We start from the raw sequence: 14,253 nt of genomic DNA, 5'->3' as shown, positions 1-14,253 counted from the left end.
GCGGTTCACCGAGCCGCGAGCCGGGTCGAATGCGGCGAGTGTGCTAACTGCCCGCTTGCCGTAGCTAGCATCGCGTCGTATGGTCGTCTCGTGCTGGGGCGTACCTGCGGAGGTCGATGACTGCGGTGGCGGCTATCCATGTGCGGGATGTCGGCGACTTCATCCGGGAGCAACGCCGCGGCGCGCAGATCTCGCTGCGTCAGCTCGCCCGGCAGGCGGGAGTCAGCAATCCCTACCTGAGCCAGATCGAGCGTGGTCTGCGCCGGCCGTCGGCCGAGATCCTCCAACAGATCGCGAAGGCGCTGCGCATCTCCGCCGAGGTTCTGTACGTGCAGGCCGGGATCCTGGAGGAGCGCGAGGGGGGCGAGGACCTCATCGCGGNGGTCCATGCCGACGACGGGCTGACCGAGCGCCAGAAGCAGGTCATCGTCGACATCTACGACGCTTTCCGGCGGGAGAACGCGCTCGCCGGGATCGTTCCGGCGACGAAGCCGGCGACTGCGCCCCGACCCGCGCCCGACGCCCCCAGGACAGCCGCCGCCGACACCGAGAGCGACACCGACGGCGCGGCCGGACCGGACACGCCTGGCGGGTCCGCGGGGCGGAAGCCCGCCGGCTCCCGGCGTGCGGCCGGCGCGTCCGGCACCGCCCGGGCGCCCGGCACCGCCCGGGCTTCCACCGGCGCCGGCGCCGCGAGCGCCACCCGCTCCGTCGCGAAGGCCGCACGGTCGACGACCGGCAAGGCGGCCCGCGCCGCGACCGGCAAGGCCGCACGTTCCACGGCGACCACCGACAAGGCCAAGGGCGGCGCGGAGCCGGGCGGTCCGCCCGGGGCCACTGCCCGCGGCTCGGGGGACGGGCGCCGGACCTCGCGTAGCAGCGGTACGAGGGGCTCGTCGGCGGACGACGCCGCCCCGCCGGCCGCGCAGAGCCCCGCCGCGCGGGAGTCGTCCACGGGCGACAGCACCACCTGACCCAACACCATCACAACCAGCGGAGATCACTAGGAGATCACATGGCCACCACCCGCACCAGCACGAAGTCGAAGAGTGAAGACACCACACCGAGTTCGGATGCCCGCAAGCCGCTGTACGCGTCAGTGGGCGCCGCCGACCTTGCGGTGGAGAAACTCCTGACACTCCCGGCGGCCTATGGCACGGAGGTCCGTCGGCTCTCGGACCGGGTGAGCCAGATTCCCGCCCAGGCGGCTCGGGTTCCCGTCCAGGTCAGCTCAGCCGTGCTGGCGCTGCCGATCACCGTGGGCGCCCAGATCTCCGGCCTGCAGGGCCGCGCGACCGAGCTGTACAACACCTTCGCCAGCCGCGGCGAGAAGCGCGTCGCGGGCATCCGCCGCAGCCCCGCCACCGAAGAGGCCGTGAAGCGGACACGGACGGCCGCGAGCCAGACACGGGCGGCACGCACCTCGACTCGCCGGGCGGCCGGCGCGGCGGGCCGGGCCGTCAGCGACGCCGTAACCCCCTAAAAGCAACAGACGCACCACAGCACTGACAGGACGGCCGCGCGCACCGCGAACCGGGCACCCTGACACCCGCCTGTTCGCGGTGCGCGTGTTGTATCGAGTCATGCGCTATCGCTCCCTGGGTTCTTCGGGCCTGATGGTCTCCGTGGTCGGGCTCGGCTGTAACAACTTCGGGGCGCGGGTGGACCTCGCCGGTACCCGCGCTGTCGTCGACGCCGCACTGGACGCCGGCATCAACTTCTTCGACACGGCCGACACCTACGGGAACAAGGGCGGCTCGGAGACCCTGCTCGGGCACGTTCTCCGGGGGCGCCGCGACGACGTCGTCCTGGCCACCAAGGTCGGCAACGACATGGGCGGCATGTACGGGCAGGATTTCAGCGCCCGGGCCTCGCGCCGCTACATCCGCAAGGCCGTCGAGGGATCGCTCAGCCGGCTGCAGACCGACTACATCGACCTCTACCAGCTCCACAACCTGGACGCCTTCACTCCCATCGAGGAGACCCTGGAAGCTCTCGGCGAGCTCGTCCAGGAAGGCAAGGTGCGTTATGTGGGCTCCTGCAACATGGACGCCTGGCAGGTCGCCGACGCCGAGTGGACCGCCCGCGCCTCCGGGACGACCCGCTTCATCTCCGCCCAGAACCACTACAACCTGCTCGTCCNGGACGTCGAGGCCGAGCTCGTCCCGGCGGCTCTCAAGTACGGCATCGGGGTGCTCCCCTACTTCCCGCTCGCGAACGGCATCCTGAGCGGCAAGTACCAGCGCGACGAGCTGCCCGCCGCCGACACGCGCATGTCCGGGCGCCAGGACGAGCTGACGGACGAGCTGTTCGACCGGATCGAGACGCTGGAGACCTTCGCCCGGGAGCGGGACCGTTCCCTGCTCGACGTCGCGATCGGCGGGCTCGCGGCCCAGCCGGCCGTGGCCTCCGTGATCGCCGGGGCGACCACCGCGGCGCAGGTGCGGGCCAACGCCGCCGCCGGCCAGTGGCAGCCCCGCGCGGACGACCTCGCCGTACTCGACAAGATCGCGCCTACCCGCCGCCCGGCGGCCTGAGCCGCCCGGCGGCCTGAGCCGCGGAGCGACTGAGCCGCGCAGCGGCCTCGCTCCGCGGTGGACGGTGGGTCAGTGCGGAACCGGCTGACCACGCAATGCGCGGGCGAGGGCCGCCTCCCGCTCGGTGGACATCGACGTCCTGATCACCATGGGCCGGTACTCCCGCAGGACGTCGAGCGCCGCCGGCCGTGACTGCCGGACCAGCGCGAAGACCGCGGCGCGTCCAGGCTGCAGGCAGCCGGCGACGCGCCGCACCATCGCGCCGTCGATCGGCTCCCGGACCAGGAGGCGGCCGGCCAGGACACCTCCCCCGGCACCCACCAGCAGGCCCGCCACCGGGGCGAGGAACGCCGCGCCGACGGCGGCTCCGCACACCGCGCCGCTCAGCGCCGCGGATCGCGTCCGGCGCGTCAGGCGGCGGACCCGCACCCTGCCGTCGTCATCGCGCCAGGCCAGGGCCTCGTCCGCCAGATCGACGACGCCCGCCCGGGACATCCGGGCGACCGCGCCCAGGAACCGCTCGGCCTGGTGCCTGCTGTCCAGTTCAAGTACCACCAGCTCAGCCACGGACCCATCGCATCGCAGACCGTCGGCAGCTGGCAAACCGACGGCGGTTCGCCATGGTGTCGCGATGGTCACGGTACGTCTTCTCCAGGGCGACATCACCGGCCAGGCCGTCGACGCGATCGTGCACGCCGCGAACTCGTCACTTCCCGACGGCCTGCCCAGCGGGGGCGCGGTGGCCACGACAGCCGGGCGACTGCCCGCCTTCACCGCGGCGCTGGACACCGCTCGCGAACCGTGACGCCTGCCGCCGGGCCGGCGGCCATCCCACCCACGGGCGAGACGGGCGGCCAGGCGACGGTGAGTTCGCCCAGCCGCCACCGGCGAGGCCCGTCCAGCACCGGCCAGTCATCGGCCCGCAGCAGCTCGACCGCCCCGATCCAGCGCTGTCTCGGCCCGAACGCCGCCCGGGGCGCCGCCCGATCCCAGGCCAGGTCGAACGCCGTGAGCAGGTCGTGGACGGCCTCACCTGGCACATTCCGGGCGATCAGTGTCTTCGGCAGCCGCGGCGCCAGCTCGGACGGCCGGGCCAGGTTCGGCAGATACGCCGAGAACGTCAGCGTCCTCGGCACACCGTCGGCGCCGATCGTGAACCAGCACGCGCGGCGCCCGATCTCGTCACAGGTTCCTTCCACCAGGATCCCGTCGGCCACGAGACCTCCGCACATGGCCGCCCACGCCGAGCCGACCGCCTCCTCCTCGTACTGACGCAGCACGTTCATGGCCCGGATGACCACCGGGCGCAGGCCCGCCAGTTCGAAGCCGCCCCGCGCGAACACGAGCCCCGGCGGACGCGCCGCGGGTTCCGCGGCGGCAACCCGCTCCGGGGCCAGCTCGAGGCCGACCACCCGCAGGTCGGGCCGCACCGGCAGCAGCCGGTCGTACAGCTCGACGGTGGTGACCGGCGACGACCCGAAGCCGAGGTCCACGACCAGCGGATCCGCGGCGTGCCGCAGTGCCGTCCAGGCCGCGGACGCCAGCCACCGGTCGACCCGACGCAGCCGGTTGGGTGCCGTGGTGCCCCTGGTGGGCAGCCCGAGCGCCCGCGCGCGACCGGCGGCGAGGCGGGGCCGGCGCCGCGAGACTGTCACTCCGCTCACACCCTCCTCGAAACAGCAGCCACGAATCCCCTGTTCGCACAGGGTCGGTCGGATGGCACTCACTCGGGACGGGCACATACAGCTCGGGCCGAGCGCGCCGGGCGGGCATAGGACAGCCACCACCTGGCGTTGAACGAGCTTGGCACGTTCGTCGCATTGATCCCAAACGGAGGTGTTGGTGCACCTGGTCGATGGCACACCGCCTTGCCGTGGTGACGCCGCCGCGCAGAGGAGGCCGTCGCGCGTCGCGATGCTCTCCATGCACACATCACCACTGGAGCAGCCTGGAACCGGCGACGCGGGCGGGATGAACGTCTACATCGTCGAGCTCGCCCGCCAGCTCGCCGCGCTCGGCACCGAGGTGGAGGTGTTCACCCGCGCCGTGAGCAGCAAGCTCCCACCCACCGCCGAGATCGCTCCCGGGGTGACGGTGCGGCACATCGCGGCCGGGCCCTTCGAGGATATCGGCCGCGCCGAGCTGCCGGCGTGGCTTTGCGCGTTCACGGCGAACGTCCTGCGCACCGAAGCCGAACACGAGGCCGGCTGGTTCGACCTCGTCCACTCGCACTACTGGCTCTCCGGGCAGGTCGGCCTCCTCGCCGCCCAGCGGTGGGGGGTGCCGCTGGTGCACACCTCCCACACCCTGGCAAAGGTCAAGAACGCCTCCCTCGCGGACGGCGACCGCCCGGAACCCGAACCCCGGCTGCGCGGCGAGCAGGAAGTGATAGCCGCCGCGAGCCGGCTCATCGCGTCGACGGAGACCGAACGCCGTCACCTGACCGAGCTCTACGGGGCCGAACCCGACCGGGTGGACGTGGTCACCCCCGGCGTCGACCTGGAGATCTTCCGGCCGGACGGCGACGAGCGCACCGCCCGCGAGCGCCTTGGTTTCGACCCCGAGGCCCAGATCCTCCTCTTCGTCGGACGCATCCAGCCGCTCAAGGCCCCGGACATCCTGCTCGCCGCGGCCGCCGAGCTGATCCGCCGCGACCCCGACCGGCGCGGCCGGCTCACCGTCGTCATCGTCGGCGGACCCAGCGGCTCCGGCCTCGAGCGGCCCGACTCACTGGTGAAGCTCGCCGCGGAGCTGGGCATCACCGACCTCGTCCACTTCCAGCCGCCGGTGCCCCACGATCAGCTTGCCCACTGGTACCGCGCCGCGACCGTCGTCGTCGTGCCCAGCCACAGCGAAAGCTTCGGCCTGGTCGCGGTCGAGGCCCAGGCATGCGGAACCCCGGTGGTCGCCGCCGCCGTCGGTGGGCTGCGCACAGCCGTCGATCACGGGACGTCAGGCGTCCTCGTCCGAGGCTGGGACCCGACGGACTACGCCGACGCGCTGGAGCGCATCCTCACCCAGGACCGGTGGCGCCGACATCTCGCCGTCGGGGCCCGCACCCGCGCCGCCGGCTTCGGCTGGACGGCCACGGCGAAGGGCGTCCTCGCCAGCTACCAGGCCGCACTCGCACCGAAGGCCGTGGCGGTCTGAGCCAGCGGCGGTGAATGTGGGGGTGGCTGTGCGGGCCGCCGCCCGGTGGTTGCGCGGGCCGCCGCCCGGTGGTTGCGCGGGCCGCCGCCCGGTGGCGCTGTGGGCTAGCGTCAGACAGTGCGGTAGCCCGATCGCCGACCAGTCCGGGCAGGCTTGACCAGAACCACGACCGGGGAGATTCCCGCCCATGACGGCACCCATCGACATCTCCGAACGCGAACGGCTCGACAAGCTGATCACCGCGGCGCTGGACGATCTCGGCGTGACCTACGAACACCCCGACACCGGCGCCTTCCTGGCGACCCTGGAGGGCGAGCACAAACTCCGCACCATGACCTGGCNCGTCGTGCAGGATCACACCCTGCTCGTGGAGGCATTCTTCATGCGCGCGCCGGCCGAGAACGCGGCCGGGACCTACGGTTTCCTCCTGAGCCGCAACGCCCGCACCTATGGCGTGCACTTCTCGATCGACCGGGTGGGCGACATCTTCCTGACCGGGCAGGTCCCGCTCGCCGCCGTGACCCCGGAGGAGATCGACCGCCTGCTGGGTTGCGTCGGCTCCTACGCCGACGAGAACTTCGACCCGGCCATCGCCATCGGTTTCGCGGGCGCCATCCAGCGTGAGCGCGCCTGGCGGGCCAAGCTCGCCGCCGACGGGGGAAGCTCACCCCGCCCCACCTAGCGCCGCCTCCGACGGCGACTGCCCGGTTTGACGATGTCAGACGTGCTGGTCACGGGCCTGCCTCGCCCATCTGGGCAGGCGCGCCGCCGGCGGGTCCGGCACCAGCCCAAGGCTGAGACGGCAGTGGTTGACCCGGAGGCCGGGCGCCCGCGCGGCGAGGTGCCCGAGGTCGAGGTGCCCGCGGCCGAGGTGCCCGCGGTCGAGGCGGCCGAGGTGCCCGAGGTCGAGGCGGCCGAGGTGCCCGAGGGCGTGGTGACAGACCTGTCTGATTGGACGGGAAGCCCGGGTGGCGAGCCGGGTCGCGGGGCCCCGCCGAGCGACGGCCCGGGCCGGTACCGGGACACCGCCGCCCCGCCCTTGCGACGTCCAGCGCCCCGCCCGCGGACACCTCGGCCCGCGGCCACCCGGTCGAGGCACGGCCATCGGGCCGCCGCATCCGGCGGAACCCGCCGCAACGCCGCCACCAGGGCTTTCAGNGGGCGCACAGGCCCCGAAACAGCCCTCACCCNCCCCGCGCCNCCCGTCCGCGNGTGTNCGCCGNCAGCGACTGAAGACCTCGTTGTGTCTCCGCTCCCGGNGGGGTTGCGCCCCCTCCACCACCGGGGTTGTCAACACCTCTCCCGAAGAGACACAGCGAGCTCTTCAGTCGCCGCATCGCCACACCCGCGCCGCCACCCGAAACGCTGACCGCCACTGTCAGATCACCCGCCCACCACGCCCACCACCGCCCGCACCCGCCCACCACCGCCCGCGCCGACCGGCCCCTGCCAGCCGAGTCCCCCGGCTGGCCGCGAGATCGCGAGGCGCCGACGCGGACGGACCGGCAGGATCCATCCCGCGGTTGAAAGAAAGGGAGCGCCCGCCGCCGGTGGTACTGACCGTCGGCCAGGTCAACTCCCGACCCCGTCTGTGCGGGTCATGGACGCGATCCGGGCCGCGGCCAGGCGATACAGCTCCAGCACGAGCTGCGACGGGCTGCGACGGGCTGCGTACGACGCGACAGCAGCCCCTCGCGACCCGGTCCCCCAGGCGCGCCCACCACCTCCGCGACGAGATCACGAGCGCTGCGATCTTCCTCCTGCGCAATGAACCACGAGAAGCCGCCCGGCGCGGCGCCGGTCACGGTTCCGCGGCCGCTTGAGCGACCTACGTCCGTGCGCGCTGCAGGCGAGCCGACAGGTGCGACTGGAGCGGTTTACCACCGGCCTCCATGTCAATGGCGTAGGCCAGGTCGCCGCCCTCGACAAGCCCGTACAGCCGCACCGACCGGCTGACCTCCCGGGCGGTCGTGGTTCTGATCAGAACGTTGGAATCGAGTTCCACCCTGGTTCCGGTGACCGTCCCGACGTAGATTTCCGCGATTCCGAACGGATGCGCGAGCATCACCTCGACGACGGGGCTGCGGTCCGCCTTTCCGTCGGGCCCGGGATCGGTCGACGGCGGCTGCACCCGCCAGAAACCGGTTTCGGTCGCCAGCGGACTGCCGGGTTCCCGGCCGTCCCGCGGGTCGTCGGCCCACCAGGTGTGCGAGACGTAGCCGAGTGCCGGCCGCCCGTCGGAGGCGAAGGTGATCTCCTGGCCGTAGCGGAAGGAGTCCATTCCCTGATAACCGCCGACACCCTCGCCCCGCCAGGTCCCGAGGAGAAACGCCAGCGGGAGCAGGCTCGGGTGCAGATCGTGGGGCGCCGCGCCGGCCACCGCTCGCGCACCGTCGGCCGTGTCCCGCGGAGCGTGACTGGCCTGCCCGGTCACCGCCGGCCCCCGTGCAGCTTGTAGACGACGTAGCCGGAGAACCAGGCGATGAGCATCGCCATGGCCACCAGCAGCCCGCTCATGAAGTAGTGCAGCACGGAGCACAGCCTAGGCCGACCGGCTCCGTGTTCCGTGACCGTGGTCCTGTATTCGTGAGCGGGCCCGCAGAGCCCGCAGAGCGCGAGCCCGCCCCGCAGAGCGCGGAACCCGCGGAGCGCGGAACCCGCGGAGCGCGCGTACCGACCTCGCGGGCACACTGGGCGAGTGACCCGCTCGCTTGTCGTCAAGGTGACCGCTGGCTCCGATGCCCCGGAACGCTGCTCCCAGGCCTTCACCGTCGCTTCGGTGGCGGTGGCCTCCGGTGTGGATGTCTCTGTGTGGCTCACGGGCGAATCAGCCTGGTTCGCGCTGCCGGGCCGCGCCGCGGAGTTCTCCCTGCCGGAGTCGGCACCGCTCTCCGACCTGCTCGACGCGGTTCTCGCCGCGGGGCGGGTCACCCTGTGCACCCAGTGCGCGGCCCGGCGCTCGATTGGTCCGGAGGACGTGATCCCGGGCATCCGCATCGCCGGCGCCGCGGTGTTCGTCAGCGAGATCCTCGCCGATGACGTCCAGGCGCTCGTGTACTGACCGCGGTCCGCCAGGCCGATTCCGCCGTCCGCCGCCCGCCCCCCGCACATGCGTGGTGCACGCACGCGGCGAGTGTGCGGGAGGCGAGCGACATCTTCCTGCACGTACACAGCAGACCACTGACAGCACACGACACGGCACGTTCACCGGGCTGTCCAAATGCGCTTTCATGATCGCATGACGCCGGAAGCCGAAACGCTCTACGCCGTGGTGCAGTTCGAGGGAGCGGGCCGGCGTACGGTCCGCCGGGTGGTCGCGCCCTTTCCCGATCGCAGCGCGGCGGCGGTCTTCGCGGCCGACAACGACCTTCGCCACTTCACGGTGGGCCCGATGGCATTCGCGGTACCCACCAACGTTCCCTTCGACCTCCCGCGGGATGCCGCGCCCGCCCGCGACCTGCCCGCGCCGCGCGAGGCTCCCGGTTGACGCCGGTCCACACCCGACCCCCATGTGGCCACACCCCGAAAACGCCGCGCACCGCGCACACAGCGATCGCGGATCAGGCGTCCCGCGCCGGCACGGACCGGGACCGGGACGGATTCGTCCGCAGGTAGCGGCCGAGAGCCAACACCGGCCAGATCAGGCGATAGCCGTGATAGTTGAGGTAGAAGTCGCCGGGAAAGCCGGTGCCCGTGAACTGGTCCTCGTCCCAGCTGCCGTCCGGTCGCTGATGGTCGGCCAGCCAGTGGGCCGCGCGCGCCAGCGCCGCGGCCACCTCCGGCCGGGGTCCCGCCGCCAGTAGTCCGAGCATCGCCCAGGCCGTCTGCGACGCGGTCGACGCCCCCTGGCCCCTCCACCGCGGATCGCTGTATGAACGCAGGTCCTCGCCCCACCCGCCGTCGACGTTCTGCCGGGACAGCAACCAGTCGGCGGCCCGGCGGACAGCCGGATGAGTCGGTTCCACGCCGGCGGCGACCAGCGCGGGCAGCACGGACCCGGTGCCGTAGATGTGGTTGACGCCCCAGCGCCCGTACCACGATCCGTCCGCCTCCTGGTGGCGGAGCAGCCAGGCCACCCCGCGCCGCGTCCGGGCGTCCTGGGCGAAGCCCGCCTCGGCGAGGATCTCGACGACATGCGCGGTGACGTCCGCCGACGGCGGGTCGGTGAGGGCGCCGAAGTCGCCGAAGGGGATCTCGTAGACCAGCGTGCTGGTGTTGTCCGAATCGTAGGCTCCCCAGCCGCCGTCCCTGGACTGCAGGCCGAACAGCCAGGTCACGGTTCGGGCGGTCGCCGCATCGATCTGCGCCGGGTCGGGATGGCGGACATGGCGCAGGGCGAGCAGGACCTCCGCGGTGTCGTCGGTGTCGGGATAGGTGTCGTTCTCGAACTCGAACGCCCAGCCGCCGGCGGGCAGGTCGGGATGGTTCACCCGCCAGTCACCGCGCCGGTCGCGGATCTCCTGGCCGAGCAGCCAGTCGGCCGCCCGGACCAGTGCCGGGTCATCGGGTTCCGTTCCGGTGACGGCGCCGGCTTCGACGAGCGCGTTCACCGCCAGTGCCGTGTCCCAGACCGGCGACTGGGACGCCTCCACCATGCGGGACCCGTCGGGGAGGGCGACCGTGTACGCGTCCAGCGCCGCGAACGCCGCCTTCAGCACGGGGTGTGCCAGGTCGTACCCGAGAAGGTGCAGCGCGATGATCGAGTACACCGCCGGGGGTTGGATGCCGCCGAAGCAGCCGTCCGCCTCCTGGCGCGCGATGATCCACTGTTCGGCCACCCGCAGGGCATGCCGGCGCAGTGGTCCGATCGGGTGGTGGTGGTAGCGGTGCAGGCCGGCGTCGACCCGCCGGAAGACCTCCTTCCAGCCGATCCGCACCGGGCCGCGCCGGCGGCGGGCACCGGCCCCCGTCCCGTTCTCACCGGACGCCGGCCGTTTGGACGCCTCCCCCGCGACGGACAACTCCGCCAGGTCAAAGGGTGCCGGTCGAACGGGCCGAAGCGCGAAGACGACGGTCAACGGCACGATTGTCTGCCGGGCCCACGATCCGAAAGAATAGATGCTCAGTGGTGCCCGGGCCGGCAACAGCATGATTTCGGGTGGCAGCACCGGAAGGTCCTCCCAACGCCACCAGCCGAACAGCGCCAGCCAGATTCGGGTGAAGACCCGGGTGGCCGGAATTCCACCGTTCCGGCGGATCCAGGCGGCCGCCCGTTCCAGGTGCGGCGCGGAGATCTCGTCACCGGCGAGACGAAGGGCGATGTATGACTCGACGGTGACGGAGAGATCACCCGGACCCTGGAAGTACTGCGGCCAGGAGCCGTCCGGAAGCTGCCGGCCACGGATGAAAAGTGCCGACGCGGCGGTGACCGAGGCTGTGCGGATACCGAGGAACTCGCGCAGCAGCAGGTCCTCGGCATCCATTGTGGTGTTGCTCTCGAGATCGAACTTCCACCAGCCGGCGGCGTCCTGCCGAGAGAGCAACTGGTCGGCGGCGCGGCGCAGCGCCCTGGCCAGCGGATCCTCGTGGCCCCGGCCGGCGGGCCCGGGCCGGCCGCGCCCGGCCGCGGCGGAGCTGCCCGCCTGCTCAGGAACAGTGTGCTCCACGGTCTCGGGGGTTGCGGAAATCACCATGGAAGACTCCGTATTCTTGCGCCAACTCGACCTGATGACGGGTCAGGAACCGAGGCGAATCCGGTCGAGGCAGGTTCCGACGATGTCGAGCAGTTCCGCCAGGTCGGTGCTGCCGGAGCCACACCAGGTGCGAATAGCGACCTGAATGGCTCCCAGGAAGCCGACCACTGTCAACTGCGCGTCCAGCTCGACGAGCGGCGACGGCTGGGAATCCGATCCGGCGGCTGCCGGCCCGCCGGAGCCGTCGGGATCGATCAGTTCCATGGCCAGCCGGTCACCGATGACGATGAGGCGACTGAGTACGGCCCCCGCCAGCGGCGACACCTCGTCGCTCGGAAGCAGCTGATCGGCGTAGCGCCGCAGCGATCCACCGTCCGGTGACATCAGTGCCCAGGCGCTCAGGGCCGCGTTGCGCAGCGCCGTCAGCGGCGGCTCGTCAGCAGGCCGGCGCCGCAGCGCCGCGACCGTCAGATCACCCATCTCATCCAAGGGCGCGAGGGCGATCGCTTCCTTCCCGGTGAAGTAGCGGAACAAGGTGCGCACCGACACGTCCGCGCCAGCGGCGATCTCTTCCAGGGTGGTGGGGTCGTACCCCTTCTCATGGAACAGCTCGTGCGCCACCTCGATGATCGCCTGCCGGGTGCGCCGCTTCTTCCGCTCGCGCAGACCTTCCCCGAGCTCTGCCACCCGGCCACCCCTCCGCTCTCCAGACCGCCCACCTCAGCACCGACCACCGACGGAAGACCCAACCGTCCCTTCTGTCATGGATGAGCATACGTCCCGTATGGACAAATGTCACCTGGTGACAGTTTCATGGCAACCGCCGGTAGGCCGGGGGCAGGCCGGCGGCGGTGCGCGCTCGGCCTCCCCGCCACGGCAGACGGCCATCCACGACAGGCAGCCATCCACGACAAACGGCCGGGCTCCGGGAGGTGTGCTCCCGGAGCCCGGCCGTGGCCGAGCCGCCAGACTGGCTGGAAGATCCGCTCAGGCAGCCACGTCGACCTGGGTGTCGACCGGCTCGCCCTGGCGGGCGACGACCTTGCGCTCGCCGCTGGCGCCGGGCACCAGCGCGCGAACCGTCCATTCGCCCGGACGCGCGAAGAAGCGGAACTGCCCGGTCGCCGAGAGAGGCACCTCGGCGGTGAAGTCACCTCCGGAGTCGAGCAGCCGGGCGTAGCCGGTCGAGACCGGCTGCCCTTCCCTGACGACGACTCCCTGGATCACGGTCTCCTTGGCCACGTCGATTCCCTCCACCGATGGTCCGCCGCTGGTCGCCCCGCACATGATCAGGCACCCTTCTCGATCGGCACGCCGACGAGCGAGCCGTACTCGGTCCAGGAGCCGTCGTAGTTCTTGACGTTCGCCAGATCCAGCAGCTCGTGCAGGGCGAACCAGGTGTGCGCGGAACGCTCGCCGATCCGGCAGTAGGCGATCGTGTCCTTGGTCAGATCCACGCCGGCCTCGGCGTAGAGGGTGCGCAGGGCGTCGTTCGACTTGAAGGTGCCGTCCTCGTTGGCGGTCCTCGCCCACGGGATGTTCTTCGCGGTCGGCACGTGACCGGCCCGCTGGGACTGCTCCTGCGGCAGGTGCGCCGGGGCGAGCAGCCGGCCGGAGAACTCCTCCGGAGAACGGACGTCCACCAGGTTCTTCGAGCCGATCGCGGCGATGACCTCGTCCCGGAAGGCCCGGATGTCGGTGCGGGCCTCGGCGGCGGAGTAGCTGGTCGCCGGGCGCGGGGTGACCTCGGCGGTCAGCGGGCGACCGTCCAGCTCCCACTTCTTGCGACCGCCGTCGAGCAGGCGTACCTGCTCGTGGCCGTACAGGACGAAGTACCAGTAGGCGTAGGCGGCGAACCAGTTGTTGTTGCCGCCGTAGAGCACGACCGTGTCGTCGTTGGCGATGCCCTTCTCCGACAGGAGCTTCTCGAACTGCTCCTTGTTCACGAAGTCACGGATCACCGGGTCCTGCAGCTCGGACTTCCAGTCCAGCCGCACGGCACCGGCGATGTGCCCCCGGTCGTACGCCGAGACGTCCTCGTCGACCTCCACCAGGACGACCTTGGGGTCGTTGCTGTGCTCCTCGACCCAGGTCGCGTTGACCAGCGCGTTCTCGCGGCTCATGCGGGTGCTCCTTTCACGGTTGCGGATTTCACGCTTGCGACTTTCACGGTTACGGAAAGTGGGAGGAGTTCAGGCGCTGCGGGACGCGGCCGTCCGGATACCGCGGCAGGCATGGCACCGCCGGAACCCACGAGCGCGACGGCGCGGCCACCGCACCGGGAAACAGAACCTGGGATGGGCACGGGAACGACGAGCTGCGCGGGATCGACGAGCTGCGCGGGAACGACGACCATCCCGGCCGCGGCAGGGCGCGGCCCGCGCGGGCCCACCATGAGGCTGCTCTCCTGACGTGCGAATCGGTTCCGGCGACGGACGAGGGCCACGCAGGACAGGCGGACGTGTTCCTAGGTCAACGCGCTGTCAGGAACCGCAACACAAGCAGCTGCCCACGCGGCACAGGTCGACCGCGCGGCGCTTCACAAGCTGGAGGCTGCACATGGTGCGTGTCACGTTAGCAGCGAAAGTCACGCCTGTGTTAATCGTCGCGCGACAGATCTATCCGATCACTACCGTCACCCAGCCCGCGGTCTCCATNGGAGGTCTCCAACAACGACGCGAGGGTCGCGATCACCGCCGCACGGGTCGGCGGCGCACCGCTCACCCGCCGTACCTCGGTGCCCGAGCCGTCGAGGACGAGCACGGTCGGGGTGCTGCGGATGCCCATCCGGCGCACCAGTTCCAGGTGGGATTCCGCGTCGACCTCCACATGCCGCACCCCGGGCACGATCGACGCGACGTCGGCCAGCAGGCGGCGGGTGAGGCGGCAGGGCACGCAGAAGGCCGTGGAGAACTGCAGCAGCGTGGCCGTCG

The 14,253-nt window shown here is 71.6% G+C and carries 16 protein-coding genes and 3 pseudogenes; 10 read left to right on the top strand and 9 right to left on the bottom strand.

The window, feature by feature from the left end; genetic code table 11:
* Window positions 1-116: 116 nt before the first annotated feature.
* From UG55_RS34710 to UG55_RS34700, 4 genes and pseudogenes are all read left to right on the top strand, one after another.
* Window positions 117-381, top strand: a pseudogene (locus UG55_RS34710) (helix-turn-helix domain-containing protein); the annotation flags it as partial.
* 634 nt (window positions 382-1,015) lie between these two features.
* Window positions 1,016-1,483, top strand: a complete 468-nt coding sequence (locus tag UG55_RS09775; protein ID WP_066066068.1) for a hypothetical protein — start codon at window positions 1,016-1,018, stop codon at window positions 1,481-1,483.
* Between the two features lie 100 nt (window positions 1,484-1,583).
* Window positions 1,584-2,142: pseudogene (locus tag UG55_RS34705) on the top strand (aldo/keto reductase); the annotation flags it as partial.
* A gap of 1 nt (window position 2,143) precedes the next feature.
* A partial coding sequence (locus UG55_RS34700) for an aldo/keto reductase (RefSeq protein ID WP_242424091.1) occupies window positions 2,144-2,537 on the top strand: 394 nt, incomplete at its 5' end.
* Between the two features lie 69 nt (window positions 2,538-2,606).
* Here UG55_RS34700 and UG55_RS09765 read toward each other — a convergent pair.
* A complete protein-coding gene (locus UG55_RS09765; RefSeq protein WP_066066063.1) occupies window positions 2,607-3,104 on the bottom strand; it encodes a DUF1269 domain-containing protein in 498 nt (165 codons plus the stop codon).
* A 64-nt stretch (window positions 3,105-3,168) separates the two neighbouring features.
* On the opposite strand from UG55_RS09765, the gene UG55_RS27130 reads away from it, so the two are divergent.
* Window positions 3,169-3,342 (top strand): hypothetical protein, encoded by a 174-nt coding sequence (locus UG55_RS27130; protein ID WP_242424090.1) that lies wholly within the window; start codon window positions 3,169-3,171, stop codon window positions 3,340-3,342.
* On the opposite strand, the gene UG55_RS09760 is transcribed toward UG55_RS27130, so the two are convergent.
* Entirely contained in the window at window positions 3,308-4,192 is an 885-nt protein-coding gene (locus tag UG55_RS09760; protein WP_066066060.1) for a hypothetical protein, read from the bottom strand. The genes UG55_RS27130 and UG55_RS09760 overlap by 35 nt on opposite strands.
* Before the next feature lie 187 nt (window positions 4,193-4,379).
* Between UG55_RS09760 and mshA the strand changes: the two genes are divergently transcribed.
* The 3 genes and pseudogenes from mshA to UG55_RS09750 all read left to right on the top strand — a co-directional run.
* Window positions 4,380-5,687: a D-inositol-3-phosphate glycosyltransferase gene (gene mshA / locus UG55_RS09755; RefSeq protein WP_066066057.1), complete on the top strand. Its 1,308-nt coding sequence runs from the start codon at window positions 4,380-4,382 to the stop codon at window positions 5,685-5,687.
* Between the two features lie 187 nt (window positions 5,688-5,874).
* Window positions 5,875-6,028: pseudogene (locus UG55_RS34695) on the top strand (YbjN domain-containing protein); the annotation flags it as partial.
* Window position 6,029: 1 nt separating this feature from the next.
* Window positions 6,030-6,369, top strand: a 340-nt coding sequence (locus tag UG55_RS09750) for a YbjN domain-containing protein (protein ID WP_242424088.1), incomplete at its 5' end; no start/stop codon positions are given.
* Between the two features lie 1,146 nt (window positions 6,370-7,515).
* Here the strand turns inward: UG55_RS09750 and UG55_RS09745 are convergent.
* Window positions 7,516-8,067, bottom strand: a complete 552-nt coding sequence (locus tag UG55_RS09745; protein WP_066066049.1) for an FABP family protein — start codon at window positions 8,065-8,067, stop codon at window positions 7,516-7,518.
* A gap of 318 nt (window positions 8,068-8,385) precedes the next feature.
* Here UG55_RS09745 and UG55_RS09740 point away from each other — a divergent pair, with 318 nt between their 5' ends.
* Both UG55_RS09740 and UG55_RS09735 read left to right on the top strand, forming a co-directional pair.
* A complete protein-coding gene (locus tag UG55_RS09740) occupies window positions 8,386-8,748 on the top strand; it encodes a DsrE family protein (RefSeq protein ID WP_066066046.1) in 363 nt (120 codons plus the stop codon).
* Window positions 8,749-8,925: 177 nt separating this feature from the next.
* Window positions 8,926-9,174, top strand: a complete 249-nt coding sequence (locus UG55_RS09735) for a hypothetical protein (RefSeq protein WP_066066043.1) — start codon at window positions 8,926-8,928, stop codon at window positions 9,172-9,174.
* A 73-nt stretch (window positions 9,175-9,247) separates the two neighbouring features.
* Here the strand turns inward: UG55_RS09735 and shc are convergent, their stop codons facing one another.
* The 6 genes from shc to UG55_RS34690 form a co-directional block, all read right to left on the bottom strand.
* Window positions 9,248-11,320, bottom strand: a complete 2,073-nt coding sequence (shc, locus tag UG55_RS09730; protein WP_066066041.1) for a squalene--hopene cyclase — start codon at window positions 11,318-11,320, stop codon at window positions 9,248-9,250.
* Between the two features lie 42 nt (window positions 11,321-11,362).
* Window positions 11,363-12,007: a TetR/AcrR family transcriptional regulator gene (locus UG55_RS09725; RefSeq protein WP_066066039.1), complete on the bottom strand. Its 645-nt coding sequence runs from the start codon at window positions 12,005-12,007 to the stop codon at window positions 11,363-11,365.
* Between the two features lie 300 nt (window positions 12,008-12,307).
* Complete coding sequence (locus UG55_RS09720; RefSeq protein ID WP_066066036.1) at window positions 12,308-12,607, bottom strand: DUF1416 domain-containing protein; 300 nt, start codon at window positions 12,605-12,607, stop codon at window positions 12,308-12,310.
* Between the two features lie 2 nt (window positions 12,608-12,609).
* Window positions 12,610-13,443: a sulfurtransferase gene (locus UG55_RS09715; RefSeq protein WP_066066033.1), complete on the bottom strand. Its 834-nt coding sequence runs from the start codon at window positions 13,441-13,443 to the stop codon at window positions 12,610-12,612.
* A gap of 360 nt (window positions 13,444-13,803) precedes the next feature.
* Window positions 13,804-13,881 carry a putative leader peptide gene (locus UG55_RS46930; RefSeq protein ID WP_396230858.1) on the bottom strand — a complete coding sequence of 26 codons (78 nt, stop codon included), beginning with the start codon at window positions 13,879-13,881 and terminating at the stop codon, window positions 13,804-13,806.
* 97 nt (window positions 13,882-13,978) lie between these two features.
* Window positions 13,979-14,215, bottom strand: a 237-nt coding sequence (locus UG55_RS34690) for a thioredoxin family protein (RefSeq protein WP_242424116.1), incomplete at its 3' end; no start/stop codon positions are given.
* Between the last annotated feature and the right edge of the window lie 38 nt (window positions 14,216-14,253).

The organism is Frankia sp. EI5c (assembly GCF_001636565.1).
Classification (GTDB): domain Bacteria; phylum Actinomycetota; class Actinomycetes; order Frankiales; family Frankiaceae; genus Parafrankia.
This window is presented reverse-complemented; position numbering and strand designations above follow the sequence as displayed.